This is a genomic window from Embleya sp. NPDC059213, from assembly GCF_042754445.1.
In the GTDB taxonomy this organism is placed as follows: Bacteria; Actinomycetota; Actinomycetes; order Streptomycetales; family Streptomycetaceae; genus Embleya.
In genome coordinates this window covers 1-17,549 of record NZ_JBHZAV010000195.1, presented here as the reverse complement: position 1 = coordinate 17,549, position 17,549 = coordinate 1, and the positions used below count along the sequence as shown (strand labels likewise).

14 protein-coding genes are annotated in these 17,549 nt (G+C 71.5%); 8 read left to right on the top strand and 6 right to left on the bottom strand.

The features are described 5' to 3' along the window. Together ACFXMF_RS40055 and ACFXMF_RS40050 are read left to right on the top strand one after the other, a co-directional pair. Positions 1-1,368 (top strand): hypothetical protein (locus ACFXMF_RS40055; protein ID WP_380021062.1); only part of this gene is annotated, 1,368 nt, incomplete at its 5' end. 2 nt (positions 1,369-1,370) lie between these two features. Continuing rightward, on the top strand, positions 1,371-3,437 hold the full coding sequence (locus ACFXMF_RS40050) for a hypothetical protein (protein ID WP_379989254.1): 2,067 nt from the start codon (positions 1,371-1,373) through the stop codon (positions 3,435-3,437). A gap of 114 nt (positions 3,438-3,551) precedes the next feature. Here the strand turns inward: ACFXMF_RS40050 and ACFXMF_RS40045 are convergent, their stop codons facing one another. Beyond that, positions 3,552-4,637 (bottom strand): prephenate dehydrogenase, encoded by a 1,086-nt coding sequence (locus ACFXMF_RS40045; protein ID WP_360309283.1) that lies wholly within the window; start codon positions 4,635-4,637, stop codon positions 3,552-3,554. Positions 4,638-4,806: 169 nt separating this feature from the next. Here ACFXMF_RS40045 and cmk point away from each other — a divergent pair, with 169 nt between their 5' ends. From cmk to der, 3 genes are read left to right on the top strand one after another with little or no spacing between them, the layout of a single operon-like run. Beyond that, positions 4,807-5,493, top strand: a complete 687-nt coding sequence (gene cmk / locus ACFXMF_RS40040) for a (d)CMP kinase (RefSeq protein ID WP_360309285.1) — start codon at positions 4,807-4,809, stop codon at positions 5,491-5,493. Then, on the top strand, positions 5,490-6,155 hold the full coding sequence (locus tag ACFXMF_RS40035) for a lysophospholipid acyltransferase family protein (protein ID WP_360309287.1): 666 nt from the start codon (positions 5,490-5,492) through the stop codon (positions 6,153-6,155). Before cmk ends, ACFXMF_RS40035 begins: the two co-directional genes overlap by 4 nt. Before the next feature lie 44 nt (positions 6,156-6,199). Beyond that, positions 6,200-7,666 carry a ribosome biogenesis GTPase Der gene (gene der / locus ACFXMF_RS40030; protein ID WP_360309289.1) on the top strand — a complete coding sequence of 489 codons (1,467 nt, stop codon included), beginning with the start codon at positions 6,200-6,202 and terminating at the stop codon, positions 7,664-7,666. 120 nt (positions 7,667-7,786) lie between these two features. Here der and ACFXMF_RS40025 read toward each other — a convergent pair whose 3' ends face one another. From ACFXMF_RS40025 to ACFXMF_RS40015, 3 genes are all read right to left on the bottom strand, one after another. Continuing rightward, positions 7,787-8,149, bottom strand: coding sequence for a hypothetical protein (locus ACFXMF_RS40025; RefSeq protein WP_360309291.1), 363 nt, complete (start codon positions 8,147-8,149; stop codon positions 7,787-7,789). A gap of 95 nt (positions 8,150-8,244) precedes the next feature. Further along, positions 8,245-9,558 carry an adenosylmethionine--8-amino-7-oxononanoate transaminase gene (gene bioA / locus ACFXMF_RS40020; protein WP_360309293.1) on the bottom strand — a complete coding sequence of 438 codons (1,314 nt, stop codon included), beginning with the start codon at positions 9,556-9,558 and terminating at the stop codon, positions 8,245-8,247. Positions 9,559-9,628: 70 nt separating this feature from the next. Beyond that, positions 9,629-10,408, bottom strand: coding sequence for a hypothetical protein (locus ACFXMF_RS40015; protein ID WP_360309295.1), 780 nt, complete (start codon positions 10,406-10,408; stop codon positions 9,629-9,631). Between the two features lie 574 nt (positions 10,409-10,982). On the opposite strand from ACFXMF_RS40015, the gene ACFXMF_RS40010 reads away from it, so the two are divergent. Next, positions 10,983-12,374: a glycine betaine/L-proline ABC transporter ATP-binding protein gene (locus tag ACFXMF_RS40010; RefSeq protein WP_379992420.1), complete on the top strand. Its 1,392-nt coding sequence runs from the start codon at positions 10,983-10,985 to the stop codon at positions 12,372-12,374. Continuing rightward, complete coding sequence (locus tag ACFXMF_RS40005; protein WP_360309299.1) at positions 12,367-14,253, top strand: ABC transporter permease/substrate binding protein; 1,887 nt, start codon at positions 12,367-12,369, stop codon at positions 14,251-14,253. The genes ACFXMF_RS40010 and ACFXMF_RS40005 overlap by 8 nt, the downstream gene beginning before the upstream one ends. 82 nt (positions 14,254-14,335) lie before the next feature. Here ACFXMF_RS40005 and ACFXMF_RS40000 read toward each other — a convergent pair whose 3' ends face one another. Next, positions 14,336-15,463: a hypothetical protein gene (locus ACFXMF_RS40000; protein ID WP_360309301.1), complete on the bottom strand. Its 1,128-nt coding sequence runs from the start codon at positions 15,461-15,463 to the stop codon at positions 14,336-14,338. Positions 15,464-15,485: 22 nt separating this feature from the next. Continuing rightward, the gene (locus ACFXMF_RS39995) at positions 15,486-15,722 is read right to left on the bottom strand and encodes a LapA family protein (protein WP_360309303.1); all 237 of its coding nucleotides are present in this window, start codon (positions 15,720-15,722) and stop codon (positions 15,486-15,488) included. Positions 15,723-15,900: 178 nt separating this feature from the next. Between ACFXMF_RS39995 and ACFXMF_RS39990 the strand changes: the two genes are divergently transcribed. Then, positions 15,901-17,505 carry an MDR family MFS transporter gene (locus tag ACFXMF_RS39990; protein WP_379992765.1) on the top strand — a complete coding sequence of 535 codons (1,605 nt, stop codon included), beginning with the start codon at positions 15,901-15,903 and terminating at the stop codon, positions 17,503-17,505. Positions 17,506-17,549: the final 44 nt, after the last annotated feature.

Genomic DNA, 17,549 nt, shown 5'->3' with positions numbered 1-17,549 from the left:
GATCTGGCCGGGTGGGTGGCGCCGGGTGGGCGGACGTTCTCCACGTACGAGACCAGCGACGCGGCGACGAAGCCGAGCTTCGTGGTGGTGCCGCGCTGGCCCAACGCGCCGGAGCCGGCCAACCGGGTCCGGATCGACCCGGATGCCGAGCCGGGCGAGGACGTGTTCCGGGAGGCCGCCCGGTTGTTGGTGCGGCGCTATCGCGAGTGGTCGTGGGAGGAGATGCTCGGCACGTTGCGGGAACTCGACGACGCGGTCGGGGCCGACGCGTCGAACCTGGAGCGTGCCGAGTACGTGCTCGGACGCCCTTCCGCGGCGGCGGCGCCGGCGGCCGGTCCGGTGTCGCGGGACGACCCGGCGGGCGAGGTGGACAGCCCGGTCCTGGGGTGGGCGAAGATGGGGCATTCCCGGGATACGGGAGTGACCGAATACGACACCTGGACCCACGGCCGGGACGAGCAGGACGAGCCGCACGATCAGGGCGGGTATCACCGGCAGGGTCGGTACGACGAGTCGGGCGACCTGGGTGAACAGGGCGAGCCGGGCGGGTATTTCCATCCGGACGCGCCGGACCGGGCGAGTGCCGCGCCCGCGCACGGTGCGCGTGGCCGGCGGGACGTTCACGGGAAAGAGGAATCGGACGAAGCGCTCGGGTCGTGGGCCGGCGGGCTCAGCAGCGGTCCGCCCGTGACCGGGTCGGCTCGCCAGGGCCGGCCGGAGTCGATCGGCCCGGTGAATCGTCCCGAACTGGCGCGGGACGCGCCGGTCTGGGCCGAGTGGGGCCGGTGGGACTGGGAGCCGTGGGACGACCTGACGGCGACCTGGGACGGATTCCTCGCGCTGCGACAGGCCGCCGAACGGTTGGCCGAGGACGGTGGCCGGGAGACGTCCGGGGTCGACACGGCGATCGACCGCGCCGACACCGGTTCGCTGGCCGTCGCGCTGCTGCTCGTCGAACAACCGCTGCTCGGACCGGTGGTGCGGTGCCTGATCGCGCGGGTCGAACGCGAGTACGCGAATCCGCGGGGGGAGTGGCGTTCGCTGCGTTCCTACGGCGAGGTGCTCGGCCGGCTGCACGAGGGCATCGCCGCCCTCGCGGACTGCGGCGTGGACGAGGGTGCGCTGCGGACCCTGTTGTGGCGGATGACCCGGATGGTCGCCGAGGACCAGGATCGTTTCCCGTATTTCGTCGCGGTGATCGCGGGCACGGTCATGCGACTTCGCACGTTCGACGGAGAGTGGGCGCACTATCAAAGCGTCCTGGTGCACGCGATGTCGGCCGCCGACTGCTATGGGTCGCTGCAGCGCGAATGTGGTCGACTCATGTTCGAGGAACTCGGCATCACGCCATACAGGACGGAAGCGTAGCCATGACGGCACGGGCGGGGCAGCCGCGAGGGAATCAAGCGCCGGCCGCCGCCGACGCGGGCGGGTTTCGGCAGATCGTCTACCGACGCCAGGAGGACGGCCTGCTCGGCGGGCGCGGGCTCGGGCCGATCGCGTCCTCGGTGCCCCGGGAGGAACTCCTGGCCTGGCACGACGACCTGCGCGAGCACGTGGCGGTGGACGCGGACGACCGCGGCGCGCCGGTGACCAGCGTCGCGCTCGTGCACACGGGGCGCGGCGCCGCGGCGATCCGGCGCGAGTACGTGGTCGAGGGCAACAACGCGCGCGTCCTGCTCGACCCGGGCCGCGATCTGGGTCCGCACGCCGCGTTGGTGCTCACCCAGGACCCGGTGTGGGCCGACGAAACCGCCCTGGAGGACATCCCGCGCGGCTACGAACTGCCCCCGCTGGCCCCGGGCTTCGTGACCGACGCGCGGGACGCGCACGCCGAACGGTTGCGCGCGCGGGCCCGCGAGCAGGCACACCTGCTGGAGGTCACGGTCGCCGCCGTGCTGCGCCACCCGGGCCGGTTCTTCTCGTTCCAACAGGGGGACGTGGGCATCGACCCGGTGCCGATGTTGTGGGGACTCTCCGACCTGCTGTTGTGGCTGGTGCCGGGAGCCTTCACGTTCTCCACGTTCGAGACGCTGGACCACTCGGCCAAGCCGCGGTTCGTCGTGCTGCCGCGCCGGCCCAGGGACGCGCAACCGTGGGCCGGCCGCTATCGGCTGCTGTTGCGCGACGAGCCCAAGACGGGTTCGGACGTGCACGCGCGTGCGGCGGGGCTGTTGGTGAGCCGGTACACCGACACCGACTGGCCGGGCATCCACGGCCTCCTGGAGAGCATGCTCGACCTGCGCCGATTCCCGCGCGAGCGGGCCGAGGAGCGGTCCCGGGAGATCTGCGCCCGGCTGGGCCGGCCGCGCGGCACGCCCCGGCCGCCGGCCGCCGAGGTCGCGGAACCCGCGCCGACGCCGACACGCGCGGAGCGGGCGGAGGCGACGGGGCGGGCCGAGCGCGTCGAGCGGGTGGCCCGGGCCGAGCGCGTCGAACGGGCCGAGCGCGTCGGGCGGACCGGACGCGAGCCGCGGGTGGTCACGGTGGCGGGGGCCGCCGAGGAGGAGCCGGCCTTTCCGTACGCGGCCGAACCGGCCCGCACGAGGTCCCTCGCGAAGGAGCGGGTGCCTCGCCCGACGGTGGCCTCGAAGGCGTCGCCCGAGCCGGTGCGCGTGCCGGAGCCGGCCGAGCCGACCGAGACCCCGGACGTGATCTGGCGTGCCGACGAGGGCTTCGAGGAGATCGAGGACGCCTTCACCGGGCCGTGGCCGGGCTTCGAGGAGGAGCGCGGCGAACTGCCGATACCCGCGCTGCCGCTCATCGAGGACGACCCGGATGCCGACCCGGCCCGCGAGATCGGCGGCGGACGGGGGAGCCCGCCGATCCCGGGCGCGCTGCCCGCCAGTGCCGGGAACGCGTCGTGGGGCATGTGGGCCGAGCACGGCGTCCCGGACACCGAGGTGGACAAGATACGGCGCGCGGTCAAGCGCCTCCCGGACAAGCCGACCCTGCGCGAACGCGCCCTCGGCGGCGGCGCGGCCAAGACCGAGGTCGCGGCCATCGACAACATCGTCACGCTCGCCGTCGCGCTCCGGCTCGCCGACCTGCGGGTGTTGCCGGTGATCGTGGACCGGCTGACCACCCGGCTGGAACAGCGCCGCCGGCAACTCGCGCCGGAGGCGTGGAACGCGGACGACCTGAAGGCGATGCGCAACACGCTGCTGGACGCCGAGGAGTTCGGCGACCGCCTCGAAGCGGCCGGGGCGGGCGAGAAGCGCACCCGCAAGCTGGTCGAGCAACTGCTCGTGGTGGTGCTCGCGCCCAAGGCCGACACCAAGGGCGTGCTGCGCGACGTCGCGATCCGGGTGCTCTCCGAACGCCGGGACCGCTCGCCGAACCCGCTGATCGAGGAGATCCTGCTCAACTCCCAGTGGGGAGAGGCGTTCCGCACCGAGATCGGGCGCCGCTGGGCGGAGCAGAACCCGCTGCGCTGAGCGGAGCGCGAGCCGGCGGGGCAGCGCGCCACGCCGACCAACCGGGTGGGCCCGCAGCGCGTCCGCCGGTGCCGCCCGCCGGGTCGGCGGGCGGCACCGGCGGGCGGCCCCGGGTCAGCGCTGCACGGTCCAGCCGCCGGCCCGCAGCGCCGTGGTGAGCGCCTCCGCCCGCTGCGGGTCCACCTGGAGTTCGACCAGGCCGGCCGGGCGACCCTGGGCGTGGTCGATCCGGATGTCCTCGATGTTGACCTCGGCGCGGCCCACGTCGGCGAACAGTCGGGCCAACTCGCCCGGCCGGTCCGGCACGACCACCGGCACGGCCTCGTACCGGGCGGCCGGCTGCCCGTGCTTGCCCGGAATCCGGCCGTGTCCCGCGTTGCCGCGGCGCAGCAGCGCCTCCACGTCGCGCGACCCCAGCTCGCGCTTGGCCTCGTCGTCCGCGGCCAGCGAACGCAACGCGCCGACCACGCCGTCCAGATCGGTCGCCAGCCCGGCGAGCACGTCCGCGACCGCGTTCGCGTTGGCGCCCAGGATGTCTATCCACAACCGCGGATCCGAGCCCGCGATCCGAGTCACGTCCCGCACCCCCTGGCCCGCGAGCCGGGTGTCGGTGTCCTGCGCGTGCTCCAGGCGCGCGGCCATCAGCGCGGACACCAGGTGCGGCGCGTGCGACACCAGCGCGACCGCGTGGTCGTGGTCGCGCGGCGCCATCACCACCGGCACCGCGCGGCACAACGACACCATCTCCAGCGCCCGGTTCAGCGTCTCGGTGTCGGTCTCGCGCGAGGGGGTGAGCACCCACGGCCGGCCGTCGAACAGGTCGGCCCGCGCGGCCAGCGGCCCCGAGCGCTCGCGCCCGGCCAGCGGATGGCCGCCGATGTAGCGCGTCGTGTCGCAGGCCAGATCCGCTATCGCCCGCAGCGGCTGTTCCTTGACGCTGGCCACGTCGGTGTAGCTGAGCGCGAGCCGCTCCGCCTGCACCGACCGCAACGTCTCGGCGATGAGCCCCGGCGGCACCGCCAGCACGGCCAGATCCACCGGCTCCGGCGGCGTCGCCTCCAGCCCCGCGCCCATCGCCGCCGCCGTCTTGACCGCGGTGCTGTCCCGATCCCGCAGATACACGGTGATCCCGCGGGCGGTCAGCGCGAGTGCGACGGATGTACCGATCAGTCCGGTGCCGACCACGGCGGCGGTACGCACGACGGGAACTCCAAAGGGCGGGTGACGGAATAATGGGCGAACCGATCAAGGCTATCCGTGACGGTACCCTCGGGCGGTGTCCTATCGCCCCGCGGCCTCCACTGCGCCGCCCGGTTCGGCAATACCCGTGACGGCCCCCGTGCCGGCAACAAGCGAAAGGTCGGCGACCGTGGAAGCCCGTACGCCGCTCGCGACCGCCGTGGTCGCCATCGACGGTCCGTCAGGGTCCGGCAAGTCCAGCGTCTCGCGCGCGGTCGCCGCCCGGCTGGGCCTGCGCTACCTGGACACGGGCGCGATGTACCGGGCGATGACGTGGTGGATGCTCGACAACGACATCGACATCCACGACCCCGCCGCGGTGGCCGCCGTCGCGGACCGACCGCGGATCGTCTCCGGGACCGCGCCGGAGGGCCCCACCATCACGGTGGACGGCCTGGACGCGGCCGGCCCGATCCGGACCGACGAGGTGACCAAGGCGGTCAGCGCGGTCAGCGCGGTGCCGCAGGTGCGCACCCGCCTGGTCGCGTTGCAGCGGGCCGAGATCGGCCGAGGCGGCATCGTGGTCGAGGGCCGCGACATCGCGAGCGTGGTGGCGCCGGACGCGGCGGTCAAGGTCTACCTGACCGCGTCCGAGGCGGCCCGCGCCGCCCGCCGCAACGCCGAACTGACCGGCACCCAGGCCACCAGCGTCGAGGCGACCCGAGCCGACCTGGCCCGCCGGGACGCGCTGGACTCCGGTCGCGCGGTCGCGCCGGCCGGGATGGCCGAGGACGCGATCCTGGTGGACACCACCGAGTTGGACCGCGAGCAGGTGGTCGACCACCTGCTCGCCCTGGTCGCGGAACACGTGCGGTGACCGCGGCCCTCGGGACCACCTCGAAGCCCCCGCTCGCCGGGGCCGCGCACTTCATCGGCGAACCGCTGCTGCGCAGCTTCTGGCGGGTGCGCGCGTTGGGCGCGTGGCACGTACCGATGGCCGGCCCGGTGATCCTGGCGGGCAATCACGCCAACTTCGTCGACGGGCCGATGCTCTTCGCCTTCGCTCCGCGACCCACGCAGGTGCTGGTCAAGCGCGAGATGTTCACCGGCGCGCTCGGCCCGATACTGCGCGGGATCGGCCACATCCCGGTCCAGCGCGGGGTCGCCGACCGCAAGATGATCACCGATTCACTCGACGTATTGGCGCGCGGCGGCGCACTGGGCGTCTTCCCGGAGGGCACGCGGGGACAGGCCGACTTCTCGGCAGTGCACAATGGACTTGCATATCTGGCATTGCGCTCCGGGGCACCCGTCGTCCCGGTGGCCTGCCTCGGCACCGGTGCGCGGGGATCCTCGATCGGTGCATTGCCGGGTCTGCGCTCCCGGATCGACGTGGTCTACGGCAAGCCTTTCCAGGCGGTCGAGAACGCCGACCGCCGGGCCACCCGCAAGGCCGTCCAGGCCGCGTCCGACCGCATCGTCGAACGGCTCACCGCGCACCTGCGCGAGGCCGAGCGGATGACCGGCCGCGCCGGCTGACCACGATCTTCACCCGTACCGCTACCCGAACGAGGAACACCCCCATGGAGCAGCACGCCGACGCCACGACCGAGGGCGCCTTCGACCCGGAGGCGTGGGAGGCGGGCTACGACCCCGAGGAATGGGTCGACCTGGACGGGGACGCCCCCGAACGAGGCGAGCACGGCGACGACTCCGGCGGACCGCTGCCGGTGCTCGCCGTCGTCGGTCGTCCCAACGTGGGCAAGTCCACGCTGGTCAACCGGATCATCGGGCGCCGCGAAGCGGTCGTCGAGGACACCCCCGGGGTGACCCGCGACCGCGTGTACTACGAGGCCAACTGGAACGGCCGACGGTTCACCGTGGTCGACACCGGCGGCTGGGAGCGGGACGTGGTCGGCATCGACCTGTCGGTCGCGGTCCAGGCCGAGTACGCGATCGACTCGGCGGACGCGGTGATGTTCGTGGTCGACGCGATCGTCGGTCCCACCGACAGCGACGAGGCCGTCGTCCGGGTGTTGCGCAAGTCCGGCAAGCCGGTGGTCCTGGCCGCGAACAAGGTCGACAACATGGCGCAGGAGGCGGACGCCGCCGCACTGTGGTCGCTCGGCCTGGGCCAGCCGTGGCCGGTCTCCGCCGTGCACGGCCGCGGCAGCGGTGACCTGCTCGACGCCGCGCTGGCGATCCTGCCGGAGGCGCCCGCACAGCGCTTCGGCGTGCTGGAGGGCGGGCCGCGCCGGGTCGCGCTGCTGGGCCGCCCGAACGTGGGCAAGTCGAGCATGCTGAACAAGGTCGCGGGCGAGAACCGGGTGGTCGTGGACAAGATCGCGGGCACCACCCGCGACCCGGTCGACGAGTTGATCCAGCTCGGCGGCAAGACCTGGAAGTTCATCGACACCGCGGGCATCCGCCGCCGGGTGCACCTGACCCAGGGCGCCGACTTCTACGCGTCGCTGCGCACCACGGCCGCGCTGGAGAAGGCCGAGGTCGGGGTGATCCTGATCGACGCCAGCGAGCGGCTGACCGAGCAGGACACCCGGATCATCTCGCTCGCGGTCGAGGCGGGGCGCGCGATCGTGATCGCGTACAACAAGTGGGACCTGATGGACGAGGAGCGCCGCTACTACCTCGAACGCGAGATCGAGCAGGACCTGGTCCAGGTCACCTGGGCGCCTCGGGTGAACGTCTCGGCGCTGACCGGACGGCACATGGAGAAGCTGGTCCCGGCGATCGAGACGGCGCTGGCGAGCTGGGAGAAGCGCATCCCCACGGGGCAGTTGAACGCGTTCCTGGGCACGCTGGTGGCCTCCAACCCGCACCCGATCCGGGGCGGTAAGCAGCCGCGCATCCTGTTCGGCACCCAGGCGGGCACGAAGCCGCCGCGGTTCGTGCTGTTCACGAGCGGGTTCCTGGAGGCCGGCTACCGCCGCTTCATCGAGCGCCGGCTGCGCGAGGAGTTCGGGTTCCCGGGGACGCCGATCGAGATTCGGATGAAGGTCAGGGAGAAGCGCGGTCGCAAGACCGGCCGCTGATCGCGGAGCCGACCGCGGATACGAGAAAGGCCCGGACGCCACCGGCGTCCGGGCCTTTCTCGGGTTCGGCGGGGTTCCTCGGTGGGTGCTTTTGGCCGCGTGGATTCGATGGCACGCCGGTTACAGCGGAAGGTGGCCGTGCGGCGCGGGTACGCGTGGGGGCTGGGCGGGCACCAGGGAGGCGCCGCGGTGTCGGCCGTAGGTGGTGTATCCGCCCGGGGTGGGGAGCGAGAAGTTCGGGAACGGGGGGTCCTGGGCGTACGAGTGGCTGATCGCGGCGGGGGCGCCGTAGGACGGGCGGCTCGCGGCGACGTCCTCGTTCGAGCGCTCGTGCGGGACGGCGCGGAACATCCGCCGCCACTCGGTCTCCAGCGCGTTGTAGATCGGCGTCAGGACGTCGTGGGCCGGGGTCGCGGGGGAGCCGACGGTGACCACGGGGTGGCCGAGTGCCCAGGTGCTGATGGAGTCGTCGAAACTGAACATACCGGGACCAACGAGAAAACGGCTCGACGGTTGCGGGGTGGGGTCGGGGCCGAGTCGTGGGTGCGGGAGGGCCGGCCGGCCCGTCGAGTCGTGGGTCAGGTCGCCGGCGCCGTGTGGGTGCGGACCGCGTCGATCATCGCGGTGGTGACCTTGGTGAGCTCCTCCGGGGTGATCACGTAGGGCGGCATCGTGTAGACGAGGCGGCCGAAGGGGCGGATCCAGACGCCCTGTTCGACGAAGGCGGGTTGCATGGTGGCCATGTCCACGGGGGTGGCGAGTTCGATGACGCCGATGGCGCCGAGGACGCGGACGTCCAGGACGCCGGGCAGGTCGCGGGCGGGGGCGAGGCCGGTTCGCAGGGTCTCGGAGAGGGTGCCGACGCGGTCGCGCCAGGGGGTGGACAGGAGGAGGTCCACGCTTGCCGACGCGATGGCTGCGGCGAGGGGGTTGGCCATGAAGGTCGGGCCGTGCATGAAGGCACCGCCTTCGCCGCGGGAGATGGTCGCGGCGACCTCGTCGGTGCACAGGGTCGCGGCCATGGTCAGGTAGCCGCCGGTGAGGGCCTTGCCCAGGCACATGATGTCGGGGGCGACGCCCGCGTGTTCGCAGGCGAACAGTTCGCCGGTTCGGCCGAAGCCGGTGGCGATCTCGTCGGCGATCAGCAACACGTGGTGTTGCGAGCAGAGTTCGCGGATCCGGCGGAGGTAGGCGGGGGAGTGGAAACGCATTCCGCCGGCGCCCTGGACGATGGGTTCCAGGATCAGGGCGGCGATGGTCGAGCCGTGCCGGTCGAGGAGTTCCTCGATGGGGGCGGTGTCCTCGGGACGGAGTTCGGTTTCGAAGCCGGCCGGGGGGATCGGGGCGAACAGGTGGGTCGGCAGGACGTCGGAGAAGAGATGGTGCATGCCGCCGACCGGGTCGCACACGGACATCGCGCCGAAGGTGTCGCCGTGGTAGCCGCCACGCACGGTGAGCAGGCGGGTGCGTTCGGGCCGGCCGCGTCCGCGCTGGTATTGCAGGGCCATCTTCAGCGCCACCTCGACGGCGACCGAGCCGGAGTCGGCGAAGAAGACCTTGGCCAACGGCTCGGGCGTGATCTCCACCAGTCGGCGAGCGAGTCGCACGGCCGGCGGGTGGGTCAGGCCGCCGAACATCACGTGCGCCATGGTGTCCACCTGCGCGTGGGCGGCGGCGTTCAGCACGGGGTGGTTGTAGCCGTGGATCGCGGCCCACCACGAGGACATGCCGTCGATCAGCTCGCGACCGTCGGCGAGCCGCAGCCGCACCCCCTCGGCGCCGACCACCGGGAACAGCGGTGCCTCGCCCTCGGTGCTCGCGTACGGGTGCCAGATGTGCCGCCGGTCGAGGGAAACCAGTTCGTCGCCGTAGGCCGCGTCGTAGTGCTCCATAGGCCCGGCACGCTATCGGAGGGCGGGAGGCGGTCCGGAATCGGCCGCCCCCCACCGTGTTCGGGATCGTTCAGATGCCGCTGACCGGCACCGATCCGGCGGCCAGCAGGTTGCGCCGACCGGCCTCGCTGAGCGCGGCGGCCAACTCGTCGTTGCCGGTGTGGATGCCGATCGTGCCCACCGGGGCGGCGAACAGCAACACCACGCCGTGCGTCTTGGCCGCGTTCAGCCACGCCTCGGGCACCTCCGCCGGCGACTGCGCCTGCCACCACGCCTCGGTCCGGCCGCCCGCGCCGGGGAAGAGCACCGCGGTCAGGTAGCCGTCGGTCATCTGCACCGACCAGCCGCCGAGCAGCGGCGGCAGGGTCTCGTCCGGCGTGGCGATCGGCGCGAATCCGCGCTCGCCGAGCAGGGACAGGAACTCGTCCTGCGCGCCCGGCGTGCCCGGCCGGGCCACGGCGGCGCCGGGCTCGACCACCAGCGCCGCGTAGGTCACGCCCGCGCACACCACCATGCTGCCGGTGATCGAGATCGGCACCGGACCGCCGGGCACCACCGTCTGCACGGCCGGCCCCGGATTGGCCTGTGCGGCCAGCAGCGGCTCGACCGCCGCCTCGGACACCGGGATCACCTGCGAGGGGATGCAGCGCGTGTGCGCGAACGCGAGCACCGCGGTCTCCTCGGCCAGGTACAACAACGCACTGGTCTCCACGGAGGTGGTGTCGCCTTCGCCGCGGCACGAAGCGCACGCGTAGGTCTGGGGGCCGGTCTCCCCGGCCACCAGGCGGGCGGCCTCGTCGTCGCCGATCTCGGCGCGGACCTCGGGGCTGACGTCGAGCAAGCGTGACACGGAAGGCTCCATCGGTAGGGGTGCGTGCGACAGTGGGGGATCGCCGCCTGCGTTCTCGCGCCGGGACGTTACCGCCTGGTGACGTTGTGTCACCTGGAGAATGCGCGAACGTCACTCCTATGGGGCATGTGCGCCCCGGCCGCGCCACGGCCATTCGGGGGACGGCGCCGGAGTGCGCGCCCGTGCGTGGCGGTCGACTCGGAGAGTTTGGAGAGGTCGGCGTCGGATGTAGGTTCGATGGGCGAGAGACATGAATACGGAGAGGTGAATCTGGTGTTATCTCATTAATTCGGACATTTCCGGATGGATTGATGAGATGAGAATCTCCATATGTTTCTCATCGGAACGACTCGGGCAAGTCACGCCCGGTAACAAATGCGGGATACAACTTTTCCGGGTTCGGACCCGGAACAGGCGTTCGACCCCGGACGTGCGCCGCTGCCGTGACGTTTCTGCGGCGGCCGTACTCCCGCAATCGCAGCCCGCGGCGCCGGTGCCCTCATCACGGCGGTGCTCCGGCGCGGAACCGAAACAGATGGTTCCGTTTCCCCGCGGCCTTAACGACGAGGTATGTGTGTCCAGACTCAGGGCCGAGGGCCTGTACAAAGTTTTCGGCCGGCGCGCCGACGACGCGGTTCGGCGGCTTCGCGCCGGCGAGAGCCGTGACGACGTACGCAAGAGCAATGCCACGCCGGCTGTCATCGACGTCTCGTTCGACGTCGCCGAGGGCGAGATCTTCGTGGTGATGGGCCTGTCCGGTTCGGGCAAGTCGACGCTGCTGCGCATGCTCAACGGTCTCCTGGACGCCACGGCAGGCGCCGTCTACATCGACGACCGGGATCTGACCTCGTTGCCCGCCAAGGAACTGCGCGACGTGCGCGCCCGGCGCATCAGCATGGTCTTCCAGCACTTCGCGCTGTTCCCGCATCGCACGGTGCTGGAGAACGCCGGCTACGGGCTGTCCGTGCAGGGGGTGCCGGCGGCCGAGCGCGATCGCCGGGCCCGCGAGGCACTGGCCCTGGTCGGGCTGGCCGGTTGGGAGGAGTCCGCGCCGGGCGAGTTGTCCGGCGGCATGCAGCAGCGGGTCGGCTTGGCCCGCGCGCTTGCCACGGACGCCGACATCCTGCTGATGGACGAATCGTTCAGCGCGCTCGACCCGCTGATCCGTCGCGAGATGCAGGACCAACTCCTGGAACTCCAGGAGAAGTTGCACAAGACCATCGTGTTCATCACGCACGACCTCAACGAGGCGATGCGGCTCGGTGACCGGATCGCGGTGATGCGCGACGGGCGGGTGGTCCAGATCGGCACCGCCGAGGACATCCTGACCGACCCCGCGAACGACTACGTGGCGTCCTTCGTCGCGGACGTGGACCGGACCCGGGTGCTGACCGCCGGTTCGATCATGGAGGACTCGCGCGCCACGGTGACGTGCGGCGAGGGCCCCCGGGTCGCGATGCGCACGATGCGCGAGGCGCAGACCACGGCGGCCTTCGTGGTGGACTCGCGGGAGAACGGCCGTCGGCTGCTCGGCGCGGTCACCGACGTCGCGGTCACCGAGGCCGCGCGGATCGGCGAACGCAGTGTCGGGGCCGATCCGAGCCTGGACGTGGTCACGGTGACCCCGCAGACCCCGGTGGCCGAACTGTTCACGCCGTGCGCGGAGAGCAGATTGCCGCTCGCGGTGGTCGACGAGGGCATGCGGCTGGTCGGGGTGATCCCCCGGGTGAGCCTGCTGGCCGCGCTCGGCAACGCGGCGCAGAGCGGATCGGGCGACACCGAGGGCGGCACGCTGGGCGTGACCGACACCGGCAGCGTCAAGATGCTGGTGCCCGCGGGACCGGCGGAGAAGTTGCTGCCCGCGGGTGTGGCCGGCGCGGCGCGGTCCGTCGTGGCCGGCCCGCTCGTCCCGGCTCCGGCCGGCGAGCGGGTCGTCGGCGAGGGCGAGGTGCGCGACGATGCCTAGGATCCACGTGGGCGACTGGGCGGAGAGCCTGGTCGACTTCATGCGCGACCACTTCTCCTGGTTGTTCGACTTCATCCAGAACGTGGTGGGCGGTGCGATCACGCACCTCGCCGACTGGCTGACCGACTCGCCGCTGCCGGCCGTGGTCGTGTTGTTCGCGGCGATCGGCTGGGCGGTGCGCGGCCTGCTGTTCGGGCTGCTCGCGGCGGTGGGGTTCCTGCTCATCGACGGCCTGGACATGTGGAATCCGGCGATGTCCACGCTGGCCCTGGTGCTGGTCTCGGCGGGGGTCGCGCTGCTGATCGCGATCCCGCTGGGCATCCTGACCGCGCGCAGCCGCGCGGTGGGCACCGTGGTCAAGCCGGTGCTGGACTTCATGCAGACGATGCCGGCCTTCGTGTACCTGATCCCGGCGATCACGTTCTTCGGTATCGGTGAGGTACCGGGCGCCGTGGCCACCGTGGTCTTCGCGCTGCCGCCCGGCGTGCGGATGACCGAGTTGGGCATCCGCAGCGTGGACGCGGAGATGGTCGAGGCCGGTGAGGCGTTCGGCACCAGCGAGTGGCGCATCCTCAAGGACATCCAGTTCCCGCTCGCGTTGCCGACCATCATGGCCGGCGTCAACCAGGTCATCATGTTGTCGCTGTCGATGGTGGTCACCGCCGGCATCGTCGGCGCGGGCGGCCTGGGCAGCGAGGTGTTCGGCGCGTTGTCGAACAACAACGTGGGGCTGGGCGTCGAGGCCGGTGTCGCGGTGGTCGTGCTCGCGATCTACCTGGACCGTACGGTCAGCGCGGCCGGCCGGCGGGTCGAGGCGCGGGCCGAACGTTCGGCGACCGAGCGTGCGGCCGACGGCTTCACGCCCAAGTGGCTGCTGGACTGGCGTCCGCGTCCGGTCGTCGCGGTCGGCGGCGTGGTCGCGGTCGCGCTGGTCGCCGGGCTGCTGGGCGGCTTCGGCCTCGGCGCGGCGGAGGACGGTCGCAAGAAGATCACGATCGGCTGGATCCCGTGGGAGGAGGACGTCGTGGTCACCAACATGTACAAGCAGTTGTTGGAGAAGCGCGGCTACGACGTCACGCTCAAGCAGCTCGACGTGGGCCCGCTGTTCCAGGGCATCGCGCGCGGCGACATCGACCTGTTCCTGGACGCGTGGTTGCCCACGCTGCACAAGAAGTACCTGGACGAGTACGGGTCCAAGCTCGAACAGATCGGGCAGTGGTACAACAACGTCGACGTGCAGCTCGCCGTCCCGAAGAACCTTCCGTACGACTCGGTCGAGGATCTCAAGGGACACGAGAAGGAGTTCGACGGTCGGATCGTCGGCATCGAGCCCGGCGCGAACATCATGGACCTGACCGAGAAGAAGCTGATCCCGGACTACGGGCTCGACTTCGACCTGGTCAAGAGCAGCACACCCGCGATGATCGCCGAGTTGGACCGGCAGATGGCGGCGGGCAAGCCGATCGTGGTGACGATGTGGCGTCCGCACTGGGCGTACACGAAGTACGACATCAAGCCGCTGGCCGACCCGAAGCAGTCCTATGGCGCGCCGGGGTGGATCAGCTCGATCGGTCGCCAGGGCTTCGCGAAGGACTTCCCCGAGGTGAACACCTGGGTGAAGAACCTCAAGCTGGACGACTCGGTGCTCGGGCCGCTGGAGAAGAAGGTCTTCGTCGACTTCGAGGGCAAGCCGAACGCCGCCGCGGAGGGGGTCAAGGCATACCTGAAGGAGAATCCGGAGGTCGAGAAGAAGTTCCTGGCGGACCTGCCGCCCGCGGGTGGGGAGCAGCCGAGGACGCCGGATCAGGGTGGACAGGGCGGGAGCGCCCGGCCGCAGTCGTTGCCGGCGCCGACCCGGGAGTCGGCGGGCGTGAGCTGACGGTTCGGCGCCTCGGCCCGACCCGGTGAACCGACGACGGGGCCGCCGCACGCACGTCGTGCGGCGGCCCCGTCGTCGTCGGTCAACGGCGGATCTGCCAGTCGGCGTTCGCCGGGATGGGTTCGCACTTGTAGCCCCAACGCGAGGCGCCGTCGGCGAACGCCTTGAAGAAGGTCTCGGTGGGTTGGCCCAGGGTCAGGCCGGGGGGATCCTCGCCGTTGTGCCGGCTGAGTTGGTAGGCGACGGTGTGGCCGTCGCACATGCCGAGCACCTTGCCCTCGACGGTGCCCGCGAGTTGGGCGTCGTTGGGGACACCGCCGGTGGGCAACCGCTCGGACAGCGTGGCGCGTTCGCCGGGGATCTCGGCGCCGGGGGCCAGGTAGCCGTGCACTATGGCGAAGGACAACACCCGCTTGCCGTCCAGGAACAGGTCGCAGCCCTGGATCGCGCCGGGCCCCTCGGGGGTCGCGCTCGCGCTCCAGCGGGCGCGTTGGCCGCCGGCCGCCTGCGGGCCGAGCGCGGCGGGCTCCAACATGCCGCACACGGGCGCGTCGGTGATCGGCTTCGGTTCGGTCGCGGGCTTGATCTCGCCGGGGCGCGGGGTCGGCTTCTCGTTGCCGCAGCCGGCCGCCTTGGCCACGCCGTTGGCCAGGTCGACGGCCAGGTCGGCCAACTGCTGCCGTCGGTCGGGCGGAGCCGGTGCGCCGGCCGGGCCGATGGTGCGGGCGCGGACCAGCATCGGCACCGGTTGTTCGACGTTCTGCACCTTGCAGTTCCGGACGAGCCACGCGTCGTCCGCACCGGCCATGCCGTACAGATCGTGGTCCTTGTCCCCCAGCGGCGCGGACCCCGTCGTGGTCAGTCCGGGCAGTTGCACCCGTTCGGCACCCGCCATGTTGAACAGGTACGCCGAGCCGATGAAGCTCTGGTCGCCGGCCGAGACCTGGCAGCGCAGCACCGGGTAGTGCTCCTCGGGCGGCTGGTCCTTGTTGGTGAACGCGGGCGCCGCCGGCAGCACGGCGGTCACCGCCGGGGTGGGCAGGATGCCGGCGCACACGGTGGCGCCGACCGGGGTGGTGTTCGAGCCGGTGGGGGTGACCGAGGTGGGTTCGGCGGTCGGCGAGCCCGTGCTCGAACAACCGGCCACGAGCACGCCGGCGGTCACCAGGATCGCCACGGATACGGCCGGACGAAGCCTGGAGCGAAGCATGCCGCTCAGGATATCGGGCCGCTCAGCCGCGGTTTCCCTTCACCCACCAGCCGGTCAGCACGCCGGCCGCGAAGGTGCCGGCCAGGACGATCCACATCGGCGCGGCGACGGTGGGAATCCAGAACCGGATCGTCGCCGAGGCGGTGTTGGCCAGCACGAACCAGACGGCCAGAACGACGATCACCGCGATGCCGATCGTGCGGTAGGACACGCCGCCGACATTGCCGCCCGTACCGCCGGATCGAGGGGTCTTTGCCATGCCGCGATGCTATTTGCGTGATCGCCCGATCACGGTGAGGCGCGCCGACTTGACCATCTCTTGAAAGTTGCTTGCAGCAACAAAGGACGCTATGGTTGTAGCAAGCAACGAGTGTCGGGGGTGGGGAAGCCGCGTCCGGGCGCAGAGCATCCGAGGCAAGCGAAGCAAAGGGGAAGGTATGACCGACGCACCGGCGGCGGAGATGGCGGCGCAGCCGATGTCGCACCGGCAGATCATGGAGGCCCTGTCCGGGCTGCTCCTGGGCATGTTCGTGGCGATCCTGTCGTCCACGATCGTGTCCAACGCGCTGCCGCGGATCATCTCCGACCTGCATGGCAGCCAGACCTCCTACACGTGGGTGGTCACCGCCACCCTGCTGGCGATGACCGCGACCACCCCGATCTGGGGCAAGCTCGCGGACCTCACCAGCAAGAAGCTGCTGGTCCAGCTCGCGCTGGTGATCTACGTGGCGGGCTCCGCGTTGGCCGGCCTCTCGCAGAACACGAGCATGCTGATCGGCTGCCGGGTGATCCAGGGCATCGGCGTCGGCGGCCTCACCGCCCTCGCGCAGGTGATCATGGCCGCGATGATCTCGCCGCGCGAGCGCGGTCGGTACAGCGGCTACCTCGGCGCCACCTTCGCGCTCGCCACCGTCGGCGGTCCGCTGATCGGCGGCGTCATCGTGGACACCCCGTGGCTGGGGTGGCGCTGGTGCTTCTACGTCGGCGTGCCGTTCGCGGTGGCCGCGATCGTGATCCTGCAGAAGACGCTCAAGCTTCCGGTGGTCAAGCGCGAGGTCACCATCGACTACCTGGGCGCGACGCTGATCAGCGCCGGTGTCTCGCTGCTGTTGGTGTGGGTCTCGCTGGCGGGCAAGAACTACGCCTGGGTCTCCTGGCAGACCGCGGCCATGGTGCTCGGTTCGCTGCTGCTGATCGCGCTGGCGATCCGGGTCGAGGGCCGGGCGAAGGAACCGATCATCCCGCTGTGGTTGTTCAAGGAGCGGACCATCGTGCTCGCCGTGCTCGGCAGCCTCGCGGTGGGTCTGGCGATGATGGGCTCCTCGGTCTTCCTCAGCCAGTACTTCCAGATCGCCCGCGGCAAGTCGCCGACGGTGTCCGGTTTGATGACGCTGCCGATGATCGGCGGCCTGGTGCTGGCCTCGACCGTGGTCGGCAAGCTGATCACCGCGACCGGCTTCTGGAAGCGCTACCTGGTGATGGGCGGCATCTCGCTGACCATCGGCCTGGCCCTGATGAGCACCGCTCGCGCGGACACCAACCTGTGGGTGTTGGGCGTGTACATGTTCGTGCTCGGCATGGGCGTCGGTGCGCTCCAGCAGAACCTGGTGCTCGCGGTGCAGAACGCGGTGCCGATCCACCAGTTGGGGGCGGCCAGTTCGGTCGTCGCGTTCTTCCGCAGCCTCGGTGGCGCGGTCGGCGTCTCGGCGCTGGGCGCGGTGATGGCGACCAAGGTCACCGGCTACCTGTCCGACGCGGGGCTCAAGTCCGGTGCGGGTGGCGGGGGCGGTATCCCGAACGTGCATCACCTGGCGGAGCCGGCGCGCGGCATCGTGGAGACCTCGTACGGGCACGCGGTCGGCGACATCTTCCTGTTCGCGGCCCCGTTCGGCCTGCTCGCGCTGGTCGCGGTGCTGCTGATCAAGGAGGTGCCGCTGCAGACCGCGCAGGCGGTGGTGGTGGCCAAGGCCGAACCGCCGGTGCCGGTGCCGGTGCCGGCGCCCGCGGTACGGATCGACAAGGTCGAGGCGCGCACGCCGTAGCGCCGGCGAAACGGGAAAACGCGAAACGCGGCTCGGGTCCACCC

Coding starts and splice junctions, on each gene's coding strand:
- ACFXMF_RS39995 (WP_360309303.1), bottom strand. CDS start 15,722: ATGGCAAAGACCCCTCGATCCGGCGGTACGGGCGGCAATGTCGGCGGC.
- ACFXMF_RS39990 (WP_379992765.1), top strand. CDS start 15,901: ATGACCGACGCACCGGCGGCGGAGATGGCGGCGCAGCCGATGTCGCAC.
- bioA (WP_360309293.1), bottom strand. CDS start 9,558: ATGGAGCACTACGACGCGGCCTACGGCGACGAACTGGTTTCCCTCGAC.
- ACFXMF_RS40050 (WP_379989254.1), top strand. CDS start 1,371: ATGACGGCACGGGCGGGGCAGCCGCGAGGGAATCAAGCGCCGGCCGCC.
- ACFXMF_RS40005 (WP_360309299.1), top strand. CDS start 12,367: ATGCCTAGGATCCACGTGGGCGACTGGGCGGAGAGCCTGGTCGACTTC.
- der (WP_360309289.1), top strand. CDS start 6,200: ATGGAGCAGCACGCCGACGCCACGACCGAGGGCGCCTTCGACCCGGAG.
- ACFXMF_RS40025 (WP_360309291.1), bottom strand. CDS start 8,149: ATGTTCAGTTTCGACGACTCCATCAGCACCTGGGCACTCGGCCACCCC.
- ACFXMF_RS40000 (WP_360309301.1), bottom strand. CDS start 15,463: ATGCTTCGCTCCAGGCTTCGTCCGGCCGTATCCGTGGCGATCCTGGTG.